General features: G+C 67.5%; 13 protein-coding genes and 1 tRNA gene. 8 read left to right on the top strand and 6 right to left on the bottom strand.

What is annotated here, in order from left to right; all coding sequences use genetic code 11:
- Nucleotides 1–30: 30 nt before the first annotated feature.
- Both OOB33_RS18625 and OOB33_RS18620 read left to right on the top strand, forming a co-directional pair.
- Nucleotides 31–1,944: a peptidylprolyl isomerase gene (locus OOB33_RS18625; RefSeq protein WP_271009743.1), complete on the top strand. Its 1,914-nt coding sequence runs from the start codon at nucleotides 31–33 to the stop codon at nucleotides 1,942–1,944.
- Nucleotides 1,945–2,130: 186 nt separating this feature from the next.
- A tRNA-His gene (locus OOB33_RS18620) sits at nucleotides 2,131–2,206 on the top strand.
- A gap of 117 nt (nucleotides 2,207–2,323) precedes the next feature.
- On the opposite strand, the gene OOB33_RS18615 is transcribed toward OOB33_RS18620, so the two are convergent.
- From OOB33_RS18615 to OOB33_RS18590, 6 genes are all read right to left on the bottom strand, one after another.
- Entirely contained in the window at nucleotides 2,324–3,070 is a 747-nt protein-coding gene (locus OOB33_RS18615) for a TVP38/TMEM64 family protein (protein WP_102767060.1), read from the bottom strand.
- Complete coding sequence (locus tag OOB33_RS18610; protein WP_271009742.1) at nucleotides 3,067–7,254, bottom strand: non-ribosomal peptide synthetase; 4,188 nt, start codon at nucleotides 7,252–7,254, stop codon at nucleotides 3,067–3,069. The genes OOB33_RS18615 and OOB33_RS18610 overlap by 4 nt, the downstream gene beginning before the upstream one ends.
- Nucleotides 7,212–9,125, bottom strand: coding sequence for a patatin-like phospholipase family protein (locus OOB33_RS18605; RefSeq protein ID WP_271009741.1), 1,914 nt, complete (start codon nucleotides 9,123–9,125; stop codon nucleotides 7,212–7,214). Before OOB33_RS18605 ends, OOB33_RS18610 begins: the two co-directional genes overlap by 43 nt.
- Before the next feature lie 142 nt (nucleotides 9,126–9,267).
- Nucleotides 9,268–9,693, bottom strand: a complete 426-nt coding sequence (locus tag OOB33_RS18600; protein ID WP_171828030.1) for a hypothetical protein — start codon at nucleotides 9,691–9,693, stop codon at nucleotides 9,268–9,270.
- Nucleotides 9,694–9,853: 160 nt separating this feature from the next.
- Complete coding sequence (gene feoB, locus OOB33_RS18595) at nucleotides 9,854–11,722, bottom strand: ferrous iron transporter B (protein WP_271009740.1); 1,869 nt, start codon at nucleotides 11,720–11,722, stop codon at nucleotides 9,854–9,856.
- The gene (locus OOB33_RS18590) at nucleotides 11,715–12,077 is read right to left on the bottom strand and encodes a FeoA family protein (RefSeq protein WP_271009739.1); all 363 of its coding nucleotides are present in this window, start codon (nucleotides 12,075–12,077) and stop codon (nucleotides 11,715–11,717) included. The genes feoB and OOB33_RS18590 overlap by 8 nt, the downstream gene beginning before the upstream one ends.
- Before the next feature lie 586 nt (nucleotides 12,078–12,663).
- On the opposite strand from OOB33_RS18590, the gene OOB33_RS18585 reads away from it, so the two are divergent.
- From OOB33_RS18585 to OOB33_RS18560, 6 genes are read left to right on the top strand one after another with little or no spacing between them, the layout of a single operon-like run.
- Nucleotides 12,664–13,656, top strand: coding sequence for a BMP family lipoprotein (locus tag OOB33_RS18585; protein ID WP_271009738.1), 993 nt, complete (start codon nucleotides 12,664–12,666; stop codon nucleotides 13,654–13,656).
- 46 nt (nucleotides 13,657–13,702) lie between these two features.
- Complete coding sequence (locus tag OOB33_RS18580) at nucleotides 13,703–15,316, top strand: ABC transporter ATP-binding protein (protein ID WP_271009737.1); 1,614 nt, start codon at nucleotides 13,703–13,705, stop codon at nucleotides 15,314–15,316.
- A complete protein-coding gene (locus OOB33_RS18575) occupies nucleotides 15,313–16,461 on the top strand; it encodes an ABC transporter permease (protein ID WP_102767055.1) in 1,149 nt (382 codons plus the stop codon). The genes OOB33_RS18580 and OOB33_RS18575 overlap by 4 nt, the downstream gene beginning before the upstream one ends.
- Nucleotides 16,454–17,434, top strand: coding sequence for an ABC transporter permease (locus OOB33_RS18570; RefSeq protein WP_271009736.1), 981 nt, complete (start codon nucleotides 16,454–16,456; stop codon nucleotides 17,432–17,434). The genes OOB33_RS18575 and OOB33_RS18570 overlap by 8 nt, the downstream gene beginning before the upstream one ends.
- An 8-nt stretch (nucleotides 17,435–17,442) precedes the next feature.
- Entirely contained in the window at nucleotides 17,443–17,871 is a 429-nt protein-coding gene (gene cdd, locus OOB33_RS18565) for a cytidine deaminase (RefSeq protein WP_171828024.1), read from the top strand.
- Nucleotides 17,872–17,904: 33 nt separating this feature from the next.
- Nucleotides 17,905–18,756 carry a purine-nucleoside phosphorylase gene (locus OOB33_RS18560; RefSeq protein ID WP_271009735.1) on the top strand — a complete coding sequence of 284 codons (852 nt, stop codon included), beginning with the start codon at nucleotides 17,905–17,907 and terminating at the stop codon, nucleotides 18,754–18,756.
- Nucleotides 18,757–18,763 lie beyond the last annotated feature (7 nt).

The following is an 18,763-nucleotide window of genomic DNA, read 5'->3' as shown; positions in this document are numbered from 1 at the left end:
CTTTGTCGTGTCTGCATGTCTGAGGTTTCGATGTTTGATTTCGTCCGTAAGCACAACCGCCTGTTTCAGCTGCTCTTGCTGATCCTCATCCTCCCGTCATTCGCCCTGGTCGGGATTGAGGGCTATACCAGCTTCATGGATGGTGCCAACAAGAGCGTGGCCACAGTCGCCGGTCAAAAGATCACCCAGGCCGAATGGGATGCCGCCCAGCGCGAGCAAGCCGATCGCCTGCGCCGCCAGATGCCCAATCTGGACCCCAAGCTGCTGGACTCACCGGAAGCCCGCCGCGAGGCCCTGGATGGCCTGGTGCGCGAGCGTGTGCTGCAAGCGGCTGCCAAGGACCAGCATCTCTTCGTCAGTGACGAGCGCCTGCAGGCCATGTTCATGAACGATCCTCAGTTCGCTTTCCTGCGCAACCCGGACGGCAGCCTCAACAAGTCGCTGCTGGCTGCCCAGGGCATGAGCTCGCAGATGTTCGTCGAACGTCTGCGTCAAGACCTGACCCTCCGCCAGGTGTCTGCAGGCCTGGCCAACTCGAGCCTGGCCAGCAGCGCCAATGCGGGCGTGGCATTTGATGCCTTGCTGCAGCAGCGTGAAGTGCAGTTGCAGCGATTCAAGGCCCAGGACTACGCTGCGGCCATCTCGCCCAGCGACGCCGAGTTGGAAGCCTTCTACAAGGATCCGAAGAACGCCCAGCAGTTCCAGGTGGCGGAGAACGCTCAGATCCAGTACCTGGTGCTGGATCTGGAGGCACTCAAGTCCGATGTCAGCTTCACTGAAGAAGACCTGCGCAAGTACTACAGCGAGAACGCCTCGCGTTACACCGTGGCCGAGGAACGTCGCGCCAGCCACATCCTGATCAAGACCGACAAGGACGGCAAGCCGGACGAGCGCGCCAAGGCCAAGGCCAAGGCGGAAGACCTGCTGGCGCAAGCGCGCAAGAACCCGGCTCAGTTCGCCGATTTGGCGCGCAAGAATTCGCAGGACGAGGGCTCGGCTGCCAATGGCGGCGATCTCGATTTCTTCGGCCGCGGCGCCATGGTCAAGCCGTTCGAAGACGCCGCATACGCACTCAAGCAGGGAGAGATCAGCCCTCTGGTCGAGTCCGAGTTTGGCTACCACATCATTCAGCTGACCGGCGTGCGAGGCGGTGAAAAGAAGAGCTTCGAGTCGCTGCGCGCAGAGATCGAGGCCGAGGTACGCAAGCAGCTGGCGCAAAAGCGCTTCACTGAAGTGGCTGAGCAGTTCAGCAACAGCGTCTACGAGCAGGCCGACAGCCTGCAGCCCGTGGCCGACAAGCTCAAGCTCAATGTGCTGAACGCCACCGTGCAGCGCAAGCCCGCGCCTGGCGCGACCGGGCCTTTGGCTTCGGTGAAGCTGCTGGAAGCCGTGTTCAGCGACGACTCGCTGCGCAACAAGCGCAACACCGAAGCTGTTGAGGCCGCCCCGAATCAGCTGGTCGCTGCCCGCGTGGTGCAGCACAACCCGGCGCACCTGCTGCCGCTGGCGCAGGTGAAGGACACGGTCAAGACCCAACTGATTCGCCAGCTGGCCACGGCACAAGCCGTCAAGGCGGGCACGGCCCGCGTCGCCGAGCTGCAGAAGGCCGGTGCCGCGGATGCTGCCGGGCTGGAAGCTCCCGTGCTCGTGTCGCGTGCGCTGCCGCGTGATCTGCCGCGCAAGGTGCTGGAAGGCATTCTGTCGGCCGATGCCAGCAAGTTGCCCGCCGTGGTTGGCATCGACGGCGGTGATGGCAGCTATGTGCTGGCTCGCATCAACAAAGTCGTCGCTCGGGATCCGGCGGTGGTGGATGCCAAGCGCGCCGCCACGCAGTACGCCCAAGCCTGGTCGGCTGTGGAAGCGCAAGCCTATTCCAATGCACTGAAGACCCGCTACAAAGCCGTGGTCAAGGCCCCTGCAGCCGCGGCCTCGGCAGCCCAGTAAGGCAATCCGATCCAGTCCTCCCACCCCACGATCGCGGGCGGCTGGATTGGACACCCGTTTCAATGAGGCGCTTGCCGTCGCAGCGCTTCAGGTTGATATGGACATTGGGTTCTTTCGTGGCTCAGCAGATTTTTCATCAAGACTTGCGCTGATCACAAAATCCGGTCTATAATCTTTGTCTCGACGGTGGTTGTAGCTCAGTTGGTAGAGTCCAGGATTGTGATTCCTGTTGTCGTGGGTTCGAGTCCCATCAGCCACCCCAAAACATGAAAACCCTCAGGCGAAAGCTTGAGGGTTTTTTCGTTTCTGGGCTTGCCGACACGGGTTGATCCATCTCTTGCCTCAACCCGGGGCCTCAACCCGAGCATGCGCGGCCGTTTCAGCGTTCAGGTCTGCGCCGGCGCATCCAGCGTCTGAGCAGGCCCGCAGCCACGGCGAGCAGTAGCAAGGCGCCCAGCAGCCGTGCCCCGTCGGCGGCATTGGCCTCGTGCCAGGCTTGAATCAGTGCATCCATGAAAAAGGCCAGGACCAGCGTGGCCGGCAGCATGCCGAGCAGGGTGCCGAGCAGCATGTCGCGAAGTCGGATGTGGCTGGCTCCGGCCACCATATTGACCAAGGCGAAAGGGGCAATCGGCAGCCACCGAATCAGGATCACGGCCATCAGGCCGCGCGCGGCCAGTGCCTGGCTGATCGCCTGCAGCCGCGGGCCGGCCAGTTCTCGCAAGGCGGCGTGCCCCAGGCCATGGCCGATGCTGTGGCTCAGCCCCGACGCCAGCACGCCCGCTGTCAAGGTACAGGTCATGCCCAGGGCCGGGCCCAGGGCCGCCAGTGCCAGCACGGTCATCAGCATCAGGGGCACGGCCAACACCAGAGCCATTGTCATCACGCCGATCACCCCCAACGGCCCCAGGGCCTGGCCCAGGGCTTGCAGGCGCGGCAGCAGGGTTTGCGCTTGCAAGGCTTCTCGCCCATCGCCATGGGCCCAGATCAGGCTCAGGCTGAGCAACAGCGCCAGCAGGAGCCAGAGCATGCGCAGGCGCCGGCGCAGGCGAGATCGGTCCGTGCGGTGGTTGGAACCACCCGGCGTCGTGTCGTGGCCCGGCGGTGCAGGGGAATGAGGCGTCATGCGTCCTCAGTGTGCCCCATGAACTGTGACAAGGCGCGGGCCAGATCATCGACATGGGCGGGCTCGAAGATCGAGCCGTGGGTGCCTGCGATCTGGCGGCGTTGCAGCTGATGCGGCATCAGCCGCTGCCAGCCCTGGAACAGCATGCGCTGCCAGCGCGCCAATCCGGCTGACTGCAGCAGCAGCACGGGCCCGTCGAACGCCTGACAGCGATGGCCACGCAGCGCCTGTACCTGGCTGACCAGACCGGGGTCGCTGAACATCGCGCCCAGGCGCCGGCCGTTGAGGCTGAGGTCTTGCACGTGCAGCTTGCGCACCAGCCAGCCCAGGGTGCGCCAGGAGGCGGTGCCGCCCAGCACGGCCTCGGGGTGGATGCTGTCCAGCAGGATCAGTCCGTCCGGCGGCAGCTCTTGCTTCTGAAGCAGCGCGGCCGTGGCCAGGGCCGTGACGCCGCCCACGGAAAAGCCAGCCAGCCAGCAAGGCAGGGGCGTCTCACGCACTGCTGCCATCGCTTCGGCATAGAGCTGGGCCAGTTCTTCGAGGCTGCGCTTGCGGTGGTCCAGGGGCGGTTGCAGCATGAAGAGTTGCAGCCCGACTGGCAGCGCATCGGCCAGCTGCTGCAGGCGCAGCACATCGCCGTGGCCGGATGCGGCCACAAAGAGCTGGGCCCGCACCGGTTCGCTCGCCGAGCGGCCTGGTCCGCGGGCCGGCAGCGCACGCAGCAAGCCTGGTTGGCGCGGCGGTCGGCGAAGGGCGCGGGCCAAGCTGGCAATGCTGGGATGCTCCTGCATCAGCTGCAGCGGAAGGCGGCGGCCCAGCTCGTCCTCCAGGCTGGCCAGAATGCCGAGTGCGGCCAGTGAGTCCCCACCCAGCGCGAAGAAGTCCGCGTCCAGATCGAGATGCTGGCCTAGGGCGGCAGCTGCCTGGGCGGCGGCCGGCAGGGCTTCGCTCCAGAGGCTCAGCAGACGCTGCTCCATGCCGGGTTGCGGCGGCCGGAGTTGGCCCGTGCTTGGGCATGCGGGGCTTCGATCACTGGCCTGCGGCTGAGGCAAGGCGCTGGTGAGCAACTTGCCCTGGGCATTGACCGGCAATTCCGGCAGCAGCGTGATGCCACTGGGCCGCATGGCCTCGGGCAGCCTCAGGCGCAGGCCGGCCCACAGTGCGGGCAGGTGCTCATCTCGGAGCTCGGGCCCGGCCAGCCAGGCGTGCAGATGGGCAGGGCCGGGCTCTTGCAGCAGTTGCACCACGGCTTGCTGTACCAGGGGCAAGTGCAGGCAGGCGGCTTCCACGTCTCCGAGCTCGATGCGCTGCCCGCGCAGCTTGACCTGGCGGTCCAGTCGGCCGCCAAAGTGGAGCAGACCCTGGGGGTCGAGCCAGCCTCGGTCGCCGCTTCGATACAGGCGGGCGCCGGTCTGTTCGGGTAGGAAGGGGTCGGGCACGAAGTGTTGGGCGTCCAGCTCGGGGCGCCCCAGATAACCGCGAGCCAGCGCGGACCCGCCGATGTAGATTTCACCGCTGACGCCGAAGGGCATGGGCTGGAGTAGGGTGTCCAGCACATGGATGCGCGTGTCATCGACTGGGCGACCCAGGGGCACGTCAGTCGCTTGAATACCTGAGGATGCTTCATCCCCATCGGGCGGCTGGGCCGAGGGTTCGCAGGGCCAGGCAGTGCTGAAGATGCAGGCCTCGGTGGGGCCGTAGAGGTTGTAGAGCTGGGCACTGCAGAGCGACTGGAATCGCCGCAGCAATTCGGGGGAAAGCAACTCACCGCCGCAGCAGGCCACACGCAGGCTGGGTGCGGGCAGGCCTTGACGCTGGGCCTGTGCCCAGGCCTCGACCAGGCCCGCGAGCGTGCTGGGCACAAAAGCGCCGAAGGTGGCGCCATGTCGGGCCATTTGCTCGGCCAGTCGGCGTGGATGCAAACGCCCAGGTGGGGGGAGGGCGATGCTGGCCCCCAGGCTCAGCGGCAGCAGCAGCTCGATCAGGGCCGGGTCAAAGCCGTGGTGCGTGCCCTGGATCGAACGATCCTGCGGCGTGATCTGCCAGCGACGAGCCAGCCAGGCCAGGCGCCGGCTCAAGGCCGCGTGTTCAACCATCACGCCCTTGGGCCGCCCGGTGGAGCCCGAGGTGAAGAGCACATAGGCCAGGTCCTCGGGGCGGGCCACATCGTGGCTCGGGGCGTCGCCAGCGAGCTCGTCGGCTTCGTTGTCCCTCGCCTCGGGCAAAGGCAGGGGCAGACGAAGGCAGCGCGAGCCCAGCCCCGGCAGTTCGGCCAGGGCTTCGACGCCTGATGGGTTGACGGCGTCCAGCAGCAGGGCCTGTGCGCCGCTGTCCATCAGCACGCCGCTCAGGCGGGCGACCGGGGCTTGCGGGTCCAGGGGTAGAAAGGCGGCGCCTGCCAGGCCGATGCCCAGCAATGCCACCACCAGCTCGGGTGAACGCTCCATGGCCAATGCCACCACCTGCTCACGCGCGACGCCCAGGGCGCGGAGCTGTCGCGCCAGCGCTTCGCCGCGCAGCAGCAGCTCGCCATAACTCATGGTCTCCGTGCCAGCCGCGCCATCCCAGACCAAGGCGCAGGCCTGGGGCTGCAAGCCGGCCTGATGGCAGAACTGGTGCAGCCAGGGCTGCGGGGCCTCCTGCGACGCCAGGTCTTTGTGCAGGCCGTGAATCAGGGCCCAGTGCTCTTCTTCGGGCAGCAGGCTCACAGCATCCAGCGGGCACTCGGGATGTTCGCTCAGGTGCCGCGCCACATGCCAGATTCGGGGCGCCAGCAGAGCGGCTTCTGCAGCCTCGAAGCAGTCGCCGCTGGCCTCCAACACCAGGGCGGGTGCGGCGCCTCCATCGAACTCGCACAGGGTCAGCGCCAGGGGAAAGCGCGCGCGGCCACTGAAGAGTTGGCGCGAGTCCTCCAGCCGCGCTTCGCCAAAGGGCAGTCGGTAGTCTTGACGTTCGAAAGACAGCAGCAACTCCAGCATCTCGCCCTGGCCCGGCAGGTGCAATCCTGGCAAGGCATGGGCGAGTTCGCTCAGCGGGTAGCGCGCATGGCGCAATGCGGCTTGCATCTGGGCGCTCGCTTGCTGCATCAGGCCGCCGGCAGTGCCGGCGCGTTCGAGGTCCAGGCGCAGGCATTGCAGGCCGGTGAACATGCCGGGCGTGTGGCGGAAGCGCTGGCCGCTGCGGTTCAAGCTGGGTACACCGACCAACACCTGGCTTTGGCCGCTGAGCCGGCCGAAGTACAGCGCCAGGGCCGCCAGCAAGACATTGAAGCTGCTCAAGCCCTCGGCGCGAGCGCGCTGCTCCAGCGCGGCATAGGGCGCCTTGTCCAGGCTCAGCTGGATCAGATGAGCAGCCGGCAACTGGGCGGGTCCTGGTGGCGCGTGAGCGATGCGCCGTCGTTCTACCAGGGGCTTGCGGCCGGGCGCAGCCAGCGGTGCCAGTTCGCGTTGCCAATAGCCAGCATCGCGCTCGAACAAGGCCGATTGCCGATAGCGCTTCGAGTCCTCGATGAAGGCGATGTAGCTGGCGCCGACGCTGCAATCGTCATTGCTGCCCGTGCAGTCGGTGCTCTCGTCATCCCTCGAGCCCAGGTCTTGGTAGATCGTGCTCCAGGCCTGCATGAGCTGGGTGGTGCCCCAGCCATCCATCACCAGGTGGTGGAATTGGATGCTCAGGCCGTGCAGGGTGGCATGGGCGCGCAGCAGGATGAAGCGCCAGGGCGGCTGTTCACCGAGCTCAAACGGCTCGGCCATGCGGGCATTCCAGTGCCGGGCCATGGCGGCTTCGGCTTCGGTGTCACTGGATTCCTGGAGCTCGATCACCTCCAGCCGGGCCGGGTGCGTGGCCAGCAGCAGCTGTTGGCCGTCGCTGCGAGGCACCAGGCGCAAGGCTTCGTGCCGGTCGACCAGGTGCTGCAGCGAGGCATGCAGGCGGGCGATGTTCAGAGGGCCGCGCAGCACGGCGCCGCCGCCGATATTGAGATGGCTGCTGCCCGGCCAGGCCCGCTGATCGAGCCAGACTTCGCGCTGGCTCAGCGAGAGTGGCAGCAGGCGGCTCAGGCGCGGTGATTGGCTCAGGTCTGCGGGGGGGGGCAGGCGGCCGCTGGCGTGCGTTGCCGCATCGGGCGCCAGGTTGCCGGCGCTCAGTCCCTGGGCTTCAAATTGAGCAGCTGTGTGCGATCCCATTGTTCGATGTGTTCCATCGCGTGGCGGTAGCCCAGCTCGGCGATCTCGGCGCCCTGGCTGTAGGCCATGAGCGGGTACTTCGCCACCGGTGGCTCGAGGTAATGGTCGGCCTGAGCCCGGGCGCGCTGACGCTGGCCCAGGCTGCCGATGTGGCCGGCGCTGTAGAGGATGTCGGCAATTCCGGGGGCGGCTGGAGCCCCGGGGCGCAGCCAGCGCTTCAGCACCTGCCAGTTGTTCAGCCGCTGCAGGCCCTGGTCGGCACGCAGGTTCTCGCGCACATCGACATCGACGGCAATGATGCTGCCGTTGCCGCGGCGCCGCTCGAGCGGCGTGCCCAGGCGCATGCGCATGGCCTGCACCGGCACGTTGTCGAGGATGGCGCCGTCCACCAGCAGGGCGCCGCCCTGCAGCACCGGCGGGAACAGGCCGGCGGGCGAATTGCTGGCCAGCACGGCGCGCCAAATCGGGCCTTGGTCCAGGGTGCTGGTGTTGCCTTCGCTGAGGTTGCAGGCGGCAGCGAAGAAGGGCAGCCAGAGCTGCTCGATCAGGCGCTCGCCGAACAGGCGGCGCAGGTCGCGCTCGACCCTTCGGCCGGCCACCAGGGACACCAACGGCAGTGTCAGGCGCTCGCCGCCGGCGGCGAAGCGCCGCGTCTGCGCCAGGATCTGATCCAGGCTGTGACCGCAAGCGTACTGCGCGGCGATCAGGGCGCCCATGCTGTTGCCGGCGATCAGGTCCACCGGCAGGGCATGCTCCTGCAGGGCGCGCAGCACGCCCAGATGGGCAAAACCGCGCGCGCCGCCGCCGCCCAGCACCAGCCCCAGGGCACTGCCGGTGAGAAAGCGGGCCAGGCGTTGCGTGTCGCCCAGTCGGGCGCGGCGCAGGGGGTAGATGCGCTCCAGCTCGCGGCCTTGTAGCCAGGGTGCGGGCAGCACGGGCTGGGCCTCGTGGGCGTCGTGCAGCAGCACCAGATGCTGGCGTTTCAAGGCGGCGCTGCCGTCCTCGGCCAACAGTTGTCGTTCGGCAGCGCTGGGGGCGGCTGGGGCATGGGCGCCACTGAGCAGGATCAGCTGATCGGCCTGGCGCAGGGCAAAGCGGGTCCAGGGCAGGGCGCTGGCGGCGCCGGCATCCTGTGTGAGCTCGCCCGGGACGCAGGCCGCCTGGTAGACGATGAAGTCGTGTTCGTCTTCGAGATGCGCGAGGGCTTCGCGCGCCATCGGCTGGCCGTTGAGCAGCAGCTGGGCGGGCTCGTCGGGGCGTGCCGCCTGCTGGCGCACATGGGCGGCGCGGCCTTGCAGGCTCAGGCAGCGGCACAGGTCCTCGGCCAGGGCGGTGGCGCAGCCGTCCGATTCCAGCGCCGGCTGCAGGGGCAGCAGGGCAAAGGTCTGGGCCATGCGCTGGTGGCTGGGGGCGTCATGCTGCGGGCGCAGGCGTTCGTAGACGGCCTGCACAAAGACCTGGCACAGCTCGCCGGGGTGGCGCAGCAACAAAGCCTCGTAGGCGCTGCGGCTGAGCACGGCCAGGCGCGAGTCGCGCACGGCGGTCACGTCCTGGGCGCGCGGCTGCTGCAGGATCAGGCCCAGCTCGCCAATGCTCTGGCCGGGCTGAATCTGGTTGTAGAGCAGCAGCTGCCCGTTCGGGCCGCGCCGGGTCACGCGCAGGCCGCCGCTGATGACGAAGATGATGGAGTCGGAGTCCTCGCCTTCGCGCAGCAGGGTCTCGCCGCCGCGCACCAGGCATTCCTGCATGGCCTCGGCCAGCTCGTCGATGATGGCGTGCGAGAGCGCACCGAACACCGGGCTGGCCCGCAACATGGCCACCACCTTGGCCAGGCTGGCCTCGCTGTGGATGTGTTCGGGCAGGAACTCCATCGGCCCAGTCTAGCGGCCGACCCGCCGACCGTGTGGGTAGAAAAGCCAAAGAAAAAGCCCGCGCGTCGGGAGACGGCGGGCTGAGTTTGGCAGCGTTCAAGGCGCTGCGCCGGGGAATGTCCGGGGAATGTCCGGGGAAGGATCAGTTGCTGGTGCCCATGGCGCCGGCCAGGGCTTGCACAGCCTCTTCCAGCTTGGCCTTGCCCAGGGCCTTGCACTGTTCAGGTGTGGCATTGGGAGCGGCGCCGAAGGTGGTGGCGCTCTTGGCGGGCTTGAACAGCAACTCCTTGCCCTTGCGCGGCACGACGACGGCGCGGGCGGTGATCACGCAGGTTTTTTGCGCCACATCGATGCCGCCCTCCACCTGGCTCAGGAAGCCCCAGGCCTTGGCCGGGAACAGCTTGACCGTGGCCGGGGTGATGCTCTTCAACCAGATGGCTTCGGCCGAGGCTTGATCCATCAGATTGGCGGTCGATTGGTCGTCGATCACGTACTTGGCCGGGGCGGCAAATGCGGCGGCAGCGGCGCAAGGCAGGATCAGGGCGGCGATCAGCTGGTTCAGTTTCATGGGTTTCCTTCGAGACATGCTTGTTGTTGCTTTGGCAGCGCGCAGTGGCGACCTCACGCCATGCGTGCGCAGGCCCGGCAGTGTGGGGGCTGCATTGGGCTTTGAGCCTCAGGGTTTACACGGGATCGTGGCCAGAGATTCGTGAACATCGCCTTCGGCCTCAGGCAAGCAAGGCGCTGCTGATCTTGAAGGTCAGCCAGGCCGCCAGGTAAGCCAGGCCGAAGAGGTAGGCCAGCATCAGCGCAGGTGTCTTGTAGCCACCGGTCTCGCGCCGGGCGGCGGCCAGGGTGGCGATGCACTGCGGCGCAAAGACAAACCAGGCCAGCAGGGCCAGCGCCATGGGCAGGCTCCAGCTCTGTGCGATCAGCGGACTCAAGGCCTCGGCCGCATCGGTGCCGCCGCTGGACAGGGCGTAGACCGTGCCCAGGGCGCTGATCACCACCTCGCGCGCGGCCATGCCCGGCACCAGGGCCAGGCAGATCTGCCAGTTGAAGCCCAGAGGCTCGAACAGCGGCGCGAGGCCGCGGCCCAGCATGCCGGCCAGGCTGTAGACGATGGCGGGCTCGCTGGCGCCTTCGGGCGCGTCAGGAAAGCTGGCCAGCAGCCAGAGCAGCAGCGTCAGCACCATGATGATGCCGCCGACCCGGCGCACAAAGATCACCGCGCGCTGCCACAGACCCAGGGCGATATTGCGCGGATGCGGCCAGTGGTAGGCCGGCAGCTCCATCATCAGCGGCCGCACCTGCCCACCGCTTTGGGTGAAGCGCTTGAGCAGCCAGGCCACGCACAGGGCGCCGAGGATGCCGGCCAGGTAGAGCCCGAACAGCACCAGGCCCTGCAACTGCAAACCCCAGGCCAACTGCCGCGCCGGGATGAAGGCGCCGATCAAGAGGGCGTAGACCGGCAGCCGGGCCGAGCAGGTCATCAGCGGCGCGATCAGGATGGTGACCCAGCGGTCGCGCGGGTTGGCGATGCTGCGCGTGGCCATGATGCCGGGGATGGCGCAGGCAAAGCTGGACAGCAAGGGGATGAAGCTGCGGCCCGAGAGGCCGACGCTGCCCATCAAACGGTCCAGCAAAAACGCCGCGCGCGGCAGATAGCCGCTTTCTTCCAGGATCAGGATGAAGAAGAACAGGATCAGGATCTGCGGCAGGAAGACCAGCACGCCGCCGACACCGGCGATCAGTCCGTCCACCAGCAGGCTGCGCAGCCAGCCTTCGGGCAGGGCGCCGCCGACCCACTCGCCCAGCGCGGCCATGCCGTCCTTGATCAGATCCATGGGCCCGGTAGCCCAGGCAAACACGGCCTGGAAGAGCAGGAAGAGCACGGCCGCCAGGATCAGCGGGCCGGCCACCGGATGCAGCAACACGCGGTCGAGGCGATCGCTGGGCAGCTCAGGCAGCTCTTGATCCAGTTGCAGTCGCTGCAGGATCTGTTTGATGCGTTCGTGGTCGCCGTCCGCCTCGCTGTGGGGCAGGGCGCCCGGCGCCCAGACCGCTTTGTCATCGAGCAGGGCTTTCAGCTCGGTCACGCCTTCGCCCGCCGTGGCCACGGTGCGCAGCACGGGTACACCCAACTCACGCGACAGCGCCTCGGCGTCGATGGTCAGGCCGCGCCGGGCGGCCAGGTCGGCCATATTCAGCGCCACCACGCAGGGCAGGCCCAGTCGCTGCACCGCCAGCACCAGGCGCAGGGTGCGGCGCAGATTGGTGGCGTCGAGCACGCAGACCACCAGATCGGGGCGCTTCTCGCCGCGCGCACGGCCGGCCAGCACATCACAGGTGACGCGCTCATCGGGCGAGCGCGGGTTCAGGCTGTAGGTGCCGGGCAGGTCGAGCAGGCGCAGGGCTCGGCCGGCGGCGCTGAGCAGGCGGCCCTCTTTGCGCTCGACGGTGACGCCAGCGTAGTTGGCCACTTTTTGCTGGCTGCCGGTCAGGCGGTTGAAGAGGGCGGTCTTGCCGCAGTTCGGGTTGCCGACCAGGGCCAGCAGCGGCCCGCCCCGGTGCACATGGATGACCGCCTCAGCCATGTGCTGGCTCCGGGTCATGCGGGGCTTGCACCTGGATGCATGCCGCCTCGGCGCGACGCAGGGCAAAGGTGGACTGGCCGATGCGCACGACCAGCGGATCGCCGCCGGGCAGGCCGCGGTCGAGGATCTTGACCGCTTCGCCGGGCAGGAAACCGATTTCGGCCAACCAGTCGGCCCATTCCGGCGCGTGGGCAGGCGCCCGAACGGCGAGCACCTGCATGGCCTGACCCAGGTCGAGCTGCGCCAAGGTGGCGGTGTTGCCGGCCCTGGGCTTGGCGTCGTCGATAGCGGTGTTGTGAGTCAGGGGTGCACTCGCCGCGGCGGGCAGGGCGCTGGAGGCACTGAGATCGGTCATGCGAGGCGTGGTGCGTTGTCGGGCACGGGTGGCGGAGCTTGGTTGCTTCGTCGGCTGCTGTTCTGGCGGGCCCGGTGCCCTTCAGATCATGCCGGCGATTTGCAATCGAGAATTATTCTCATTGTAGGCTTCGATGGGCGGGTCAGATGCCGCGTGGGTTTGCGCTGCCTCAGTCTTGGGTGAACTGGGCTTGCAGCCAGGGCCGGCGCCGGCCGGGTGGATCGCGGGGTGTTTCGAGCCCCGAGCGCGCTGTGGGCCGTGAGGTGCTGCGGACTTGTGCAGGGGCGCGCCAGTTGCCAGCAAGCCCGTGGCCATTTCCGGGCTGGAAAAGCGCCCACCCGAGTGGGTGTCCCTGCCTAGCGCCGCAGTTGCGCAAATGCATAAAATGGGGCGCGCAAACGTTTAGCGTTTTCCTTTATCAGCCGATACACTGAGTTTTCTTACAATCAGCGCCCGATGTCGACTACCGTCTGGCGTTCGTAAAAAGACGGGGGCAATCTGCCCGAAGCCCTACCCCGCGCTGCCGGCCGGCCCAGATGGCCCCGACGGCGTTCTTTCACCGATGTGCCTGCCCATTCCTGCTGCCATGATCGCCACACCTTTGTTTGTTCGTGCCGCCGTGACTCTTGCGCTGTCTGCCCTGTCCCTGTCGGCGCTGGCCCAGGCCGGGCAACCCGCTGTCATTTTTGACATGGGTGGCAAGTTCGACAAGAGCTTCAATGAATCGGCCTACCGCGGCGTCGAGCGCTGGAAGAAGGAAACTGGCAAGCCTTATCTCGAATTCGAGATCAGCAACGACACCCAGCGCGTGCAGGCCATCCGCCGCATGGCTGAGCGTGGCGCCAGCCCCATCATCAGCATCGGCTTTGCCCAGGCCTCGGCCCTGCAGCAGGTGGCCAAGGACTTCCCCAAGACTCAGTTCGCCATCATCGACTCGGTGGTCAACGCGCCCAATGTGCAGTCGGTGGTGTTCAAGGAACACGAGGGCAGCTACCTGGTCGGCGCCATGGCCGCGCTGACCAGCAAGACCGGCAAGGTCAGCTTTGTCGGCGGCATGGACATCCCCTTGATCCGCAAGTTCCAGTGCGGCTTCGAGCAAGGCGTGAAGGCGACCAACCCCAAGGCTGAGGTCTTCTCCAATATGACCGGCACCACCTCCAGCGCCTGGAACGACCCGACGCGCGGCGGTGAGCTGGCCAAGTCGCAATTTGCCAAGGGCTCGGACATCGTCTTCGCTGCGGCAGGCGGTACCGGCTCGGGCGTCTACCAGGCGGCCAAGGACGCCGGCAAGCTGGCCATCGGTGTGGACAGCAATCAGAACCATCTGCAGCCCGGCACCATGCTGACCTCCATGGTCAAGAACGTGGACGTGGCCGTGTACAACGTGCTCAAGGGCTGGAAGGCCGGCGTCTCGGTGCTGGGCCTGAAGGAAGGCGGCGTCGAGTACGCGCTGGATCAGCACAACAGCAAGCTGATCAGCCCCGCGCTCAAGACCAAGGTGGAGGCTATCAAGGCCGACATCGTCGTCGGCAAGATCAAGGTGGCGGACTACATGGCGGACAACGCCTGCAAGTACTGAGCGCCTGCCCGGCGTCACTTTCCGCGAAATTCAGCGACATCCATCCATGACGACCCAGAGCAAGGGCACCGTGCCCGCGGACGGTGCCCCGCCGGCCGTCGAGCTGCGAGACATCTCCAAGCGCTTCGGCGCCGTGCAGGCCAACCGTGAGGTCAGCCTGAGCGTGCGCTCCGGCACCGTGCACGGCCTGGTCGGCGAGAACGGCGCCGGCAAGAGCACGCTGATGGCCATCCTCTACGGCTACTACCAGGCCGACAGCGGCAGCATCGCCATCGCCGGCCGCCCGGCGCAGATCAAGGACTCGCAGCAGGCGATTGAGCTGGGCATCGGCATGGTCCACCAGCACTTCATGCTGGTCGACACCCTGAGCTGCCTCGACAACGTGATGCTGGGCGCCGAGCCGGCCTTCTTCCTCAATGCTGCCAAGCGCAAGGTGCGCAGCCAGTTGCAGGCCTTGATGAGCGAAACCGGCCTGCATGTGCATCTGGACGCCCTGGTGGGCGAGCTGCCGGTGGGTGAGCTGCAGCGCCTGGAGATCCTCAAGGCCCTGTACCGCGGCGCCAAGATCCTGATCCTGGATGAGCCCACTGCGGTGCTGACCCCGCAGGAAACCCTGCAGCTCTTCGAGACCCTGCGCCGCCTGCGCGAACGTGGCACCACCATCCTCTTGATCACCCACAAGCTCAAGGAAGTGATGGCGCTGTGCGATGCCGTCACCGTGATGCGTGCGGGTCAGGTCGTGCAGACCAAGACTATTTCAGAAACCAGCCCGGAAGACCTGGCTCAGGCCATGGTGGGCCGCAAGGTGCATCTGGGCCGACCCGAGCAGGCCGCCGCCCACGACGCCGCGGCGCCGCTGCGCCTGCGGGTGCAGGGCCTGAGCCTGACCGCCGGCCAGGCCGTGCCATTGCTGCAAGACATCGGCCTGCAGCTGCGCGCCGGCGAGATCGTCGGCGTGGCCGGCGTGTCGGGCAATGGCCAGACCGAGCTGCTGGAAGTGCTCAGCGGCATGCGCGCGCCGGAAACCGGCCAGCTGGAGCTGGGCGGGCGCCGCTTCGACGCCGCGGCTGGCTCATGGATGGAGCCGCGCAGTGCGCGCGAGTGCCGCCTGGCCCATGTGCCGGAAGACCGCCATGCCTGCGGCATGGTGATGAGCTTCCCCGCCTGGGAAACCGCGGTGCTGGGCTATCAAGACCTGCCCCTGTATCGCAGCGGCCCGCTGGGTGCGGCCATGAATCACGAGCGCATGAAGTCCGAGGCAGCGGCCATGGCCGAGCGCTTTGATGTGCGACCGCGTGACATGAACATCGGCTCCAGCAAGTTCTCGGGCGGCAACCAGCAAAAGCTGGTGCTGGCGCGCGAAATCGGCCAGGCGCCCACGGTGCTGCTGGTCGGCCAGCCGACGCGCGGCGTCGACATCGGCGCCATCGAGTTCATCCACCAGCAGCTGCGCGCCTTGCGCGATGCCGGCTGTGCGGTGCTGGTCGTCAGCAGCGAGCTGGACGAGATCCTGGCCCTGTCCGACCGCGTCATCGTCATGAACGGCGGCCGCATCACCGGCGAGCTGGACATTGCCGAGTGCACCGAAACCCGCCTGGGCCTGCTGATGGCCGCCACCGCGAAAGAAGAAACAAACGCTGCGGCGTTGCAACAAGCATGAGTGCATCTTCATCTTCATCGAGCAGCGCCTTGCCGCGCTGGATCGACCTGGGCCTCTTGCCCTTGTGGAACCTGGCCGTGGCCCTGGGCGTGGCCGGCCTGGTGGTGCTGGCGATTGGCCAGAGCCCCATGCATGCGCTGAGCGTGCTGCTGCAGGGCTCGCTCGGCAGCCTGCGCGGCCTGGGCTACACCCTGTACTACACGACCACCTTCATATTCACCGGCCTGGCCGTGGCCGTGGCCATCCACGGCGGCTTGTTCAATATCGGCGGGGAAGGGCAGGCCACGTTTGGCGGCCTGGGCGTGGGCCTGCTGGCCCTGGCCCTGGGCGCGCATCTGCCGGCCGCGGTGCTGCTGCCGCTGCTGGTGATCGCCGCGGCGGTGTTCGGCATGGTCTGGGCCTTGATCCCCGGCTGGCTGCAGGCCTGGCGCGGCAGCCACATCGTCATCACCACCATCATGTTCAACTTCCTGGCCGCCAGCCTGAACGTGTATCTGCTGGTCAACTGGCTGCGTCCGGCCGGCAGCATGGCGGTGGAGAGTGCGGACTTTGCCGAGTCGGCACGCATGCCGGCCCTGCATCAGCTGGCGGCGCTGTTCGGTGTCGAGATGCCATCCTCGCCGCTGAACCTGAGCCTGCTGCTGGCCTTGCTGGCTTGCGTCTTCGTCTGGTGGTTTTTGTGGAAGAGCGCGGCCGGCTATGCCTTGCGCGCCGTCGGCAGCGCGCCGCGCGCCGCGCATTACGCCGGCATCCGCCCCAAGTACCAGGTGCTGGTGGCCATGGGCCTGGCCGGCGCGCTGGCCGGCCTGGTGGCCGTCAATGAGATCTCCGGCGTGCAGGGCAAGCTGACCCTGGACTTCGTCGCCGGTGCCGGCTTCACCGGCATCGCCGTGTCGCTGATGGGCCGCAACCATCCGGTCGGCATCGTGCTGGCCTCGCTGCTGTTTGGCGTGCTGTATCAGGGCGGCGTGGAAGTGTCTTTCGAGCTGCCGGGCTTCAGCCGCGAGATGGTGGTCACGGCCCAGGGCCTGATCGTGCTGTTCGCTGGCGCCATGGCGACCGTGAGCCTGCCGCTGTTCGTCAAGCTGCACGGCTGGCTGTCTGGAAAAAACAAGGGCGTTGCGAAGGAGCTGGCTCATGGATGAGATCCTGATCGGCTCGATGCTGGCCTCGACCCTGCGGGTCACCACGCCGCTGCTGCTCTGCGCCCTGGCGGGCTTGATCAGCGAGCGCTCGGGCGTGATCGACATCGGCCTGGAAGGCAAGATGTTGTTCGCGGCCTTTGCTGCTGCGGCGGCCGCCAGTGCCAGCCATTCCGCCGGCATGGGCCTGGCGGCGGCCATCGCCGTGGCCTGCGCCATGTCGCTGATCCACGGCTTTGCCTGCGTCACCCACCGCGGTGATCAGGTGGTGTCGGGTGTGGCGCTCAATATGATGGCGGCGGGCCTGACCGTGGTGCTGGGCATCGCCTGGTTCGCCCAGGGTGGCCAGACCCCGCCGATCACGGCCGATGTGCGCCTGACCGGCCTGATCCCCGGCTGGAGCGAGCCCGAGGCGGCCGTGGCGGCCCTAGGCCCCTGGCTGGGCGCCATCGTCGGCCACGGCCTGCTCAGCCACAACCTGCTGGTCTACCTTGCTTTCTTCCTGGTGGCCGGGGTCTGGTTCTTCCTCGAGCGCACCAAGCCGGGCCTGCGCCTGCGCGCGGTCGGCGAGAACCCGGCCATGGTGGATGCGGCCGGCGTGTCCGTGCCGCGGCTGCGTTATGCCGCGCTGATGCTCAACGGCCTGCTCTGCGGCCTGGCCGGTGCCTACCTGACCCTGGCGCAGAACGCCTCCTTCTCGCCGAACATGACGGCCGGCCGCGGCTACATCGCCCTGGCCGCCATGATCTTCGGCAAGTGGAAGCCCCTGCCCACGCTGGCCGCCTGCCTGCTCTTCGGCTTCCTCGACGCCCTGGCCATCCGCATGCAGGGCGCGGTGATCCCCGGTGTCGGCGAAGTGCCGGTGCAGCTGATCCAGGCCTTGCCCTATTTGCTGACCGTGATCCTGCTGGCTGGCTTCATCGGTCAGGCCCTGGCACCCAAGGCGCTGGGCCGGCCTTACCTCAAAGAACGTTGAGCACACGCGTGAACGCTCTGAAGAACGCTCTCACACCGGATCTCGTGCAGCGCCTGCTGGCCGCCTCGCTGGGCGCGCGCCAGCATTCGCATTCGCCGTACTCCGGCTATGCCGTGGGTGCCGCCGTGCTCGATGAGCAGGGCCGCATCCATGCCGGCTGCAATATCGAAAACGCCGCCTACCCGCAAGGCTGGTGCGCCGAGGCCTCGGCCTTGACCGCCATGATCATGGCCGGCGGTCGCCGTGTCAGCGCGGTGCTGGTCACCGGCCCCGGTCCGGACATCATCACGCCCTGCGGCGGCTGCCGTCAGAAGCTGCGCGAGTTCGCCGACCCGGAGCTGATCATCATCGCCGCCGATCCGGGCGGCATCCGCCAGCAGTGGACGCTGGAACAGCTGCTGCCTTTCAGTTTCGGCCCCGAGCATCTGAAGCTCTGAGCCTTCGCAACAATTTCCAGGAGGAACCTCATCATGATCGACCACAAGACCCTCAATCCCGCCATCGCCCAGACCGCCGAAAAGCTCAAGACCTTGTTCGGCGCGGCCCCGGCCCCGGCCGTGGCCGTGGTGCTGGGCTCGGGCTGGGCCGGCGCGGTCAGCCTGGTGCAGAACGCCAAGCATCTGCCCTATACCGAGCTGCCGGCTTTCCCGCAGCCCAAGGTGGAAGGCCATGTCAACGAGATCGTGGTCGGCACCATCGGCGCGCAGACCGTGGTGATGCTGCGTGGCCGCGCCCACACCTACGAGAGCGGCGATTGCACCGGCATGGCCGGTGCCCTGCGCAGCCTCAAGGCCTGGGGTGTCAAGGTGCTGCTGCAGACCAATGCCTCGGGGTCCATCCGCAGCCACATGCCGGCCGGCAGCCTGATGCTGATCAGCGATCACATCAACGCACCGCAGCGCTCGCCCCTGGTCGGCGAGCCCGGCAGCGAGCGCTTTGTCGACATGAGCACCGCTTACGACCTGGAACTGCGTCAGCATGCCAAGGGTGTGGCCGCGGCCCAGAACCTGGCACTGGGCGAGGGCGTCTATTGCTGGGCACTGGGCCCGCAGTTCGAGACCCCGGCCGAGATCCGCATGTTTGCCGCCTGGGGTGCCGACGCCGTGGGCATGAGCACCGTGCCGGAAACCATCCTGGCCCGCCACGCCGGCCTGCGCGTCATGGGCCTGGCCCTGATGACCAATATGGCGGCCGGCTTGTCCGATGAAGCCCTGACCCATGCCCTGACCCTCCAGCAGGCCCAGCAGTCCGGCGAGCGCGCGGCGCAGTTCCTGGGCGCCGTGGTGGCCGGCATGGCCGATCTGGCCTCGCTGAAAGACTGAGCGCTCT

This window comes from Paucibacter sp. B51, from assembly GCF_027863535.1.
Taxonomy (GTDB): domain Bacteria; phylum Pseudomonadota; class Gammaproteobacteria; order Burkholderiales; family Burkholderiaceae_C; genus Paucibacter_A; species Paucibacter_A aquatilis.
Note: the sequence above shows the minus strand (reverse complement) of the source record. Positions and strands in the feature narration are given on the sequence as shown.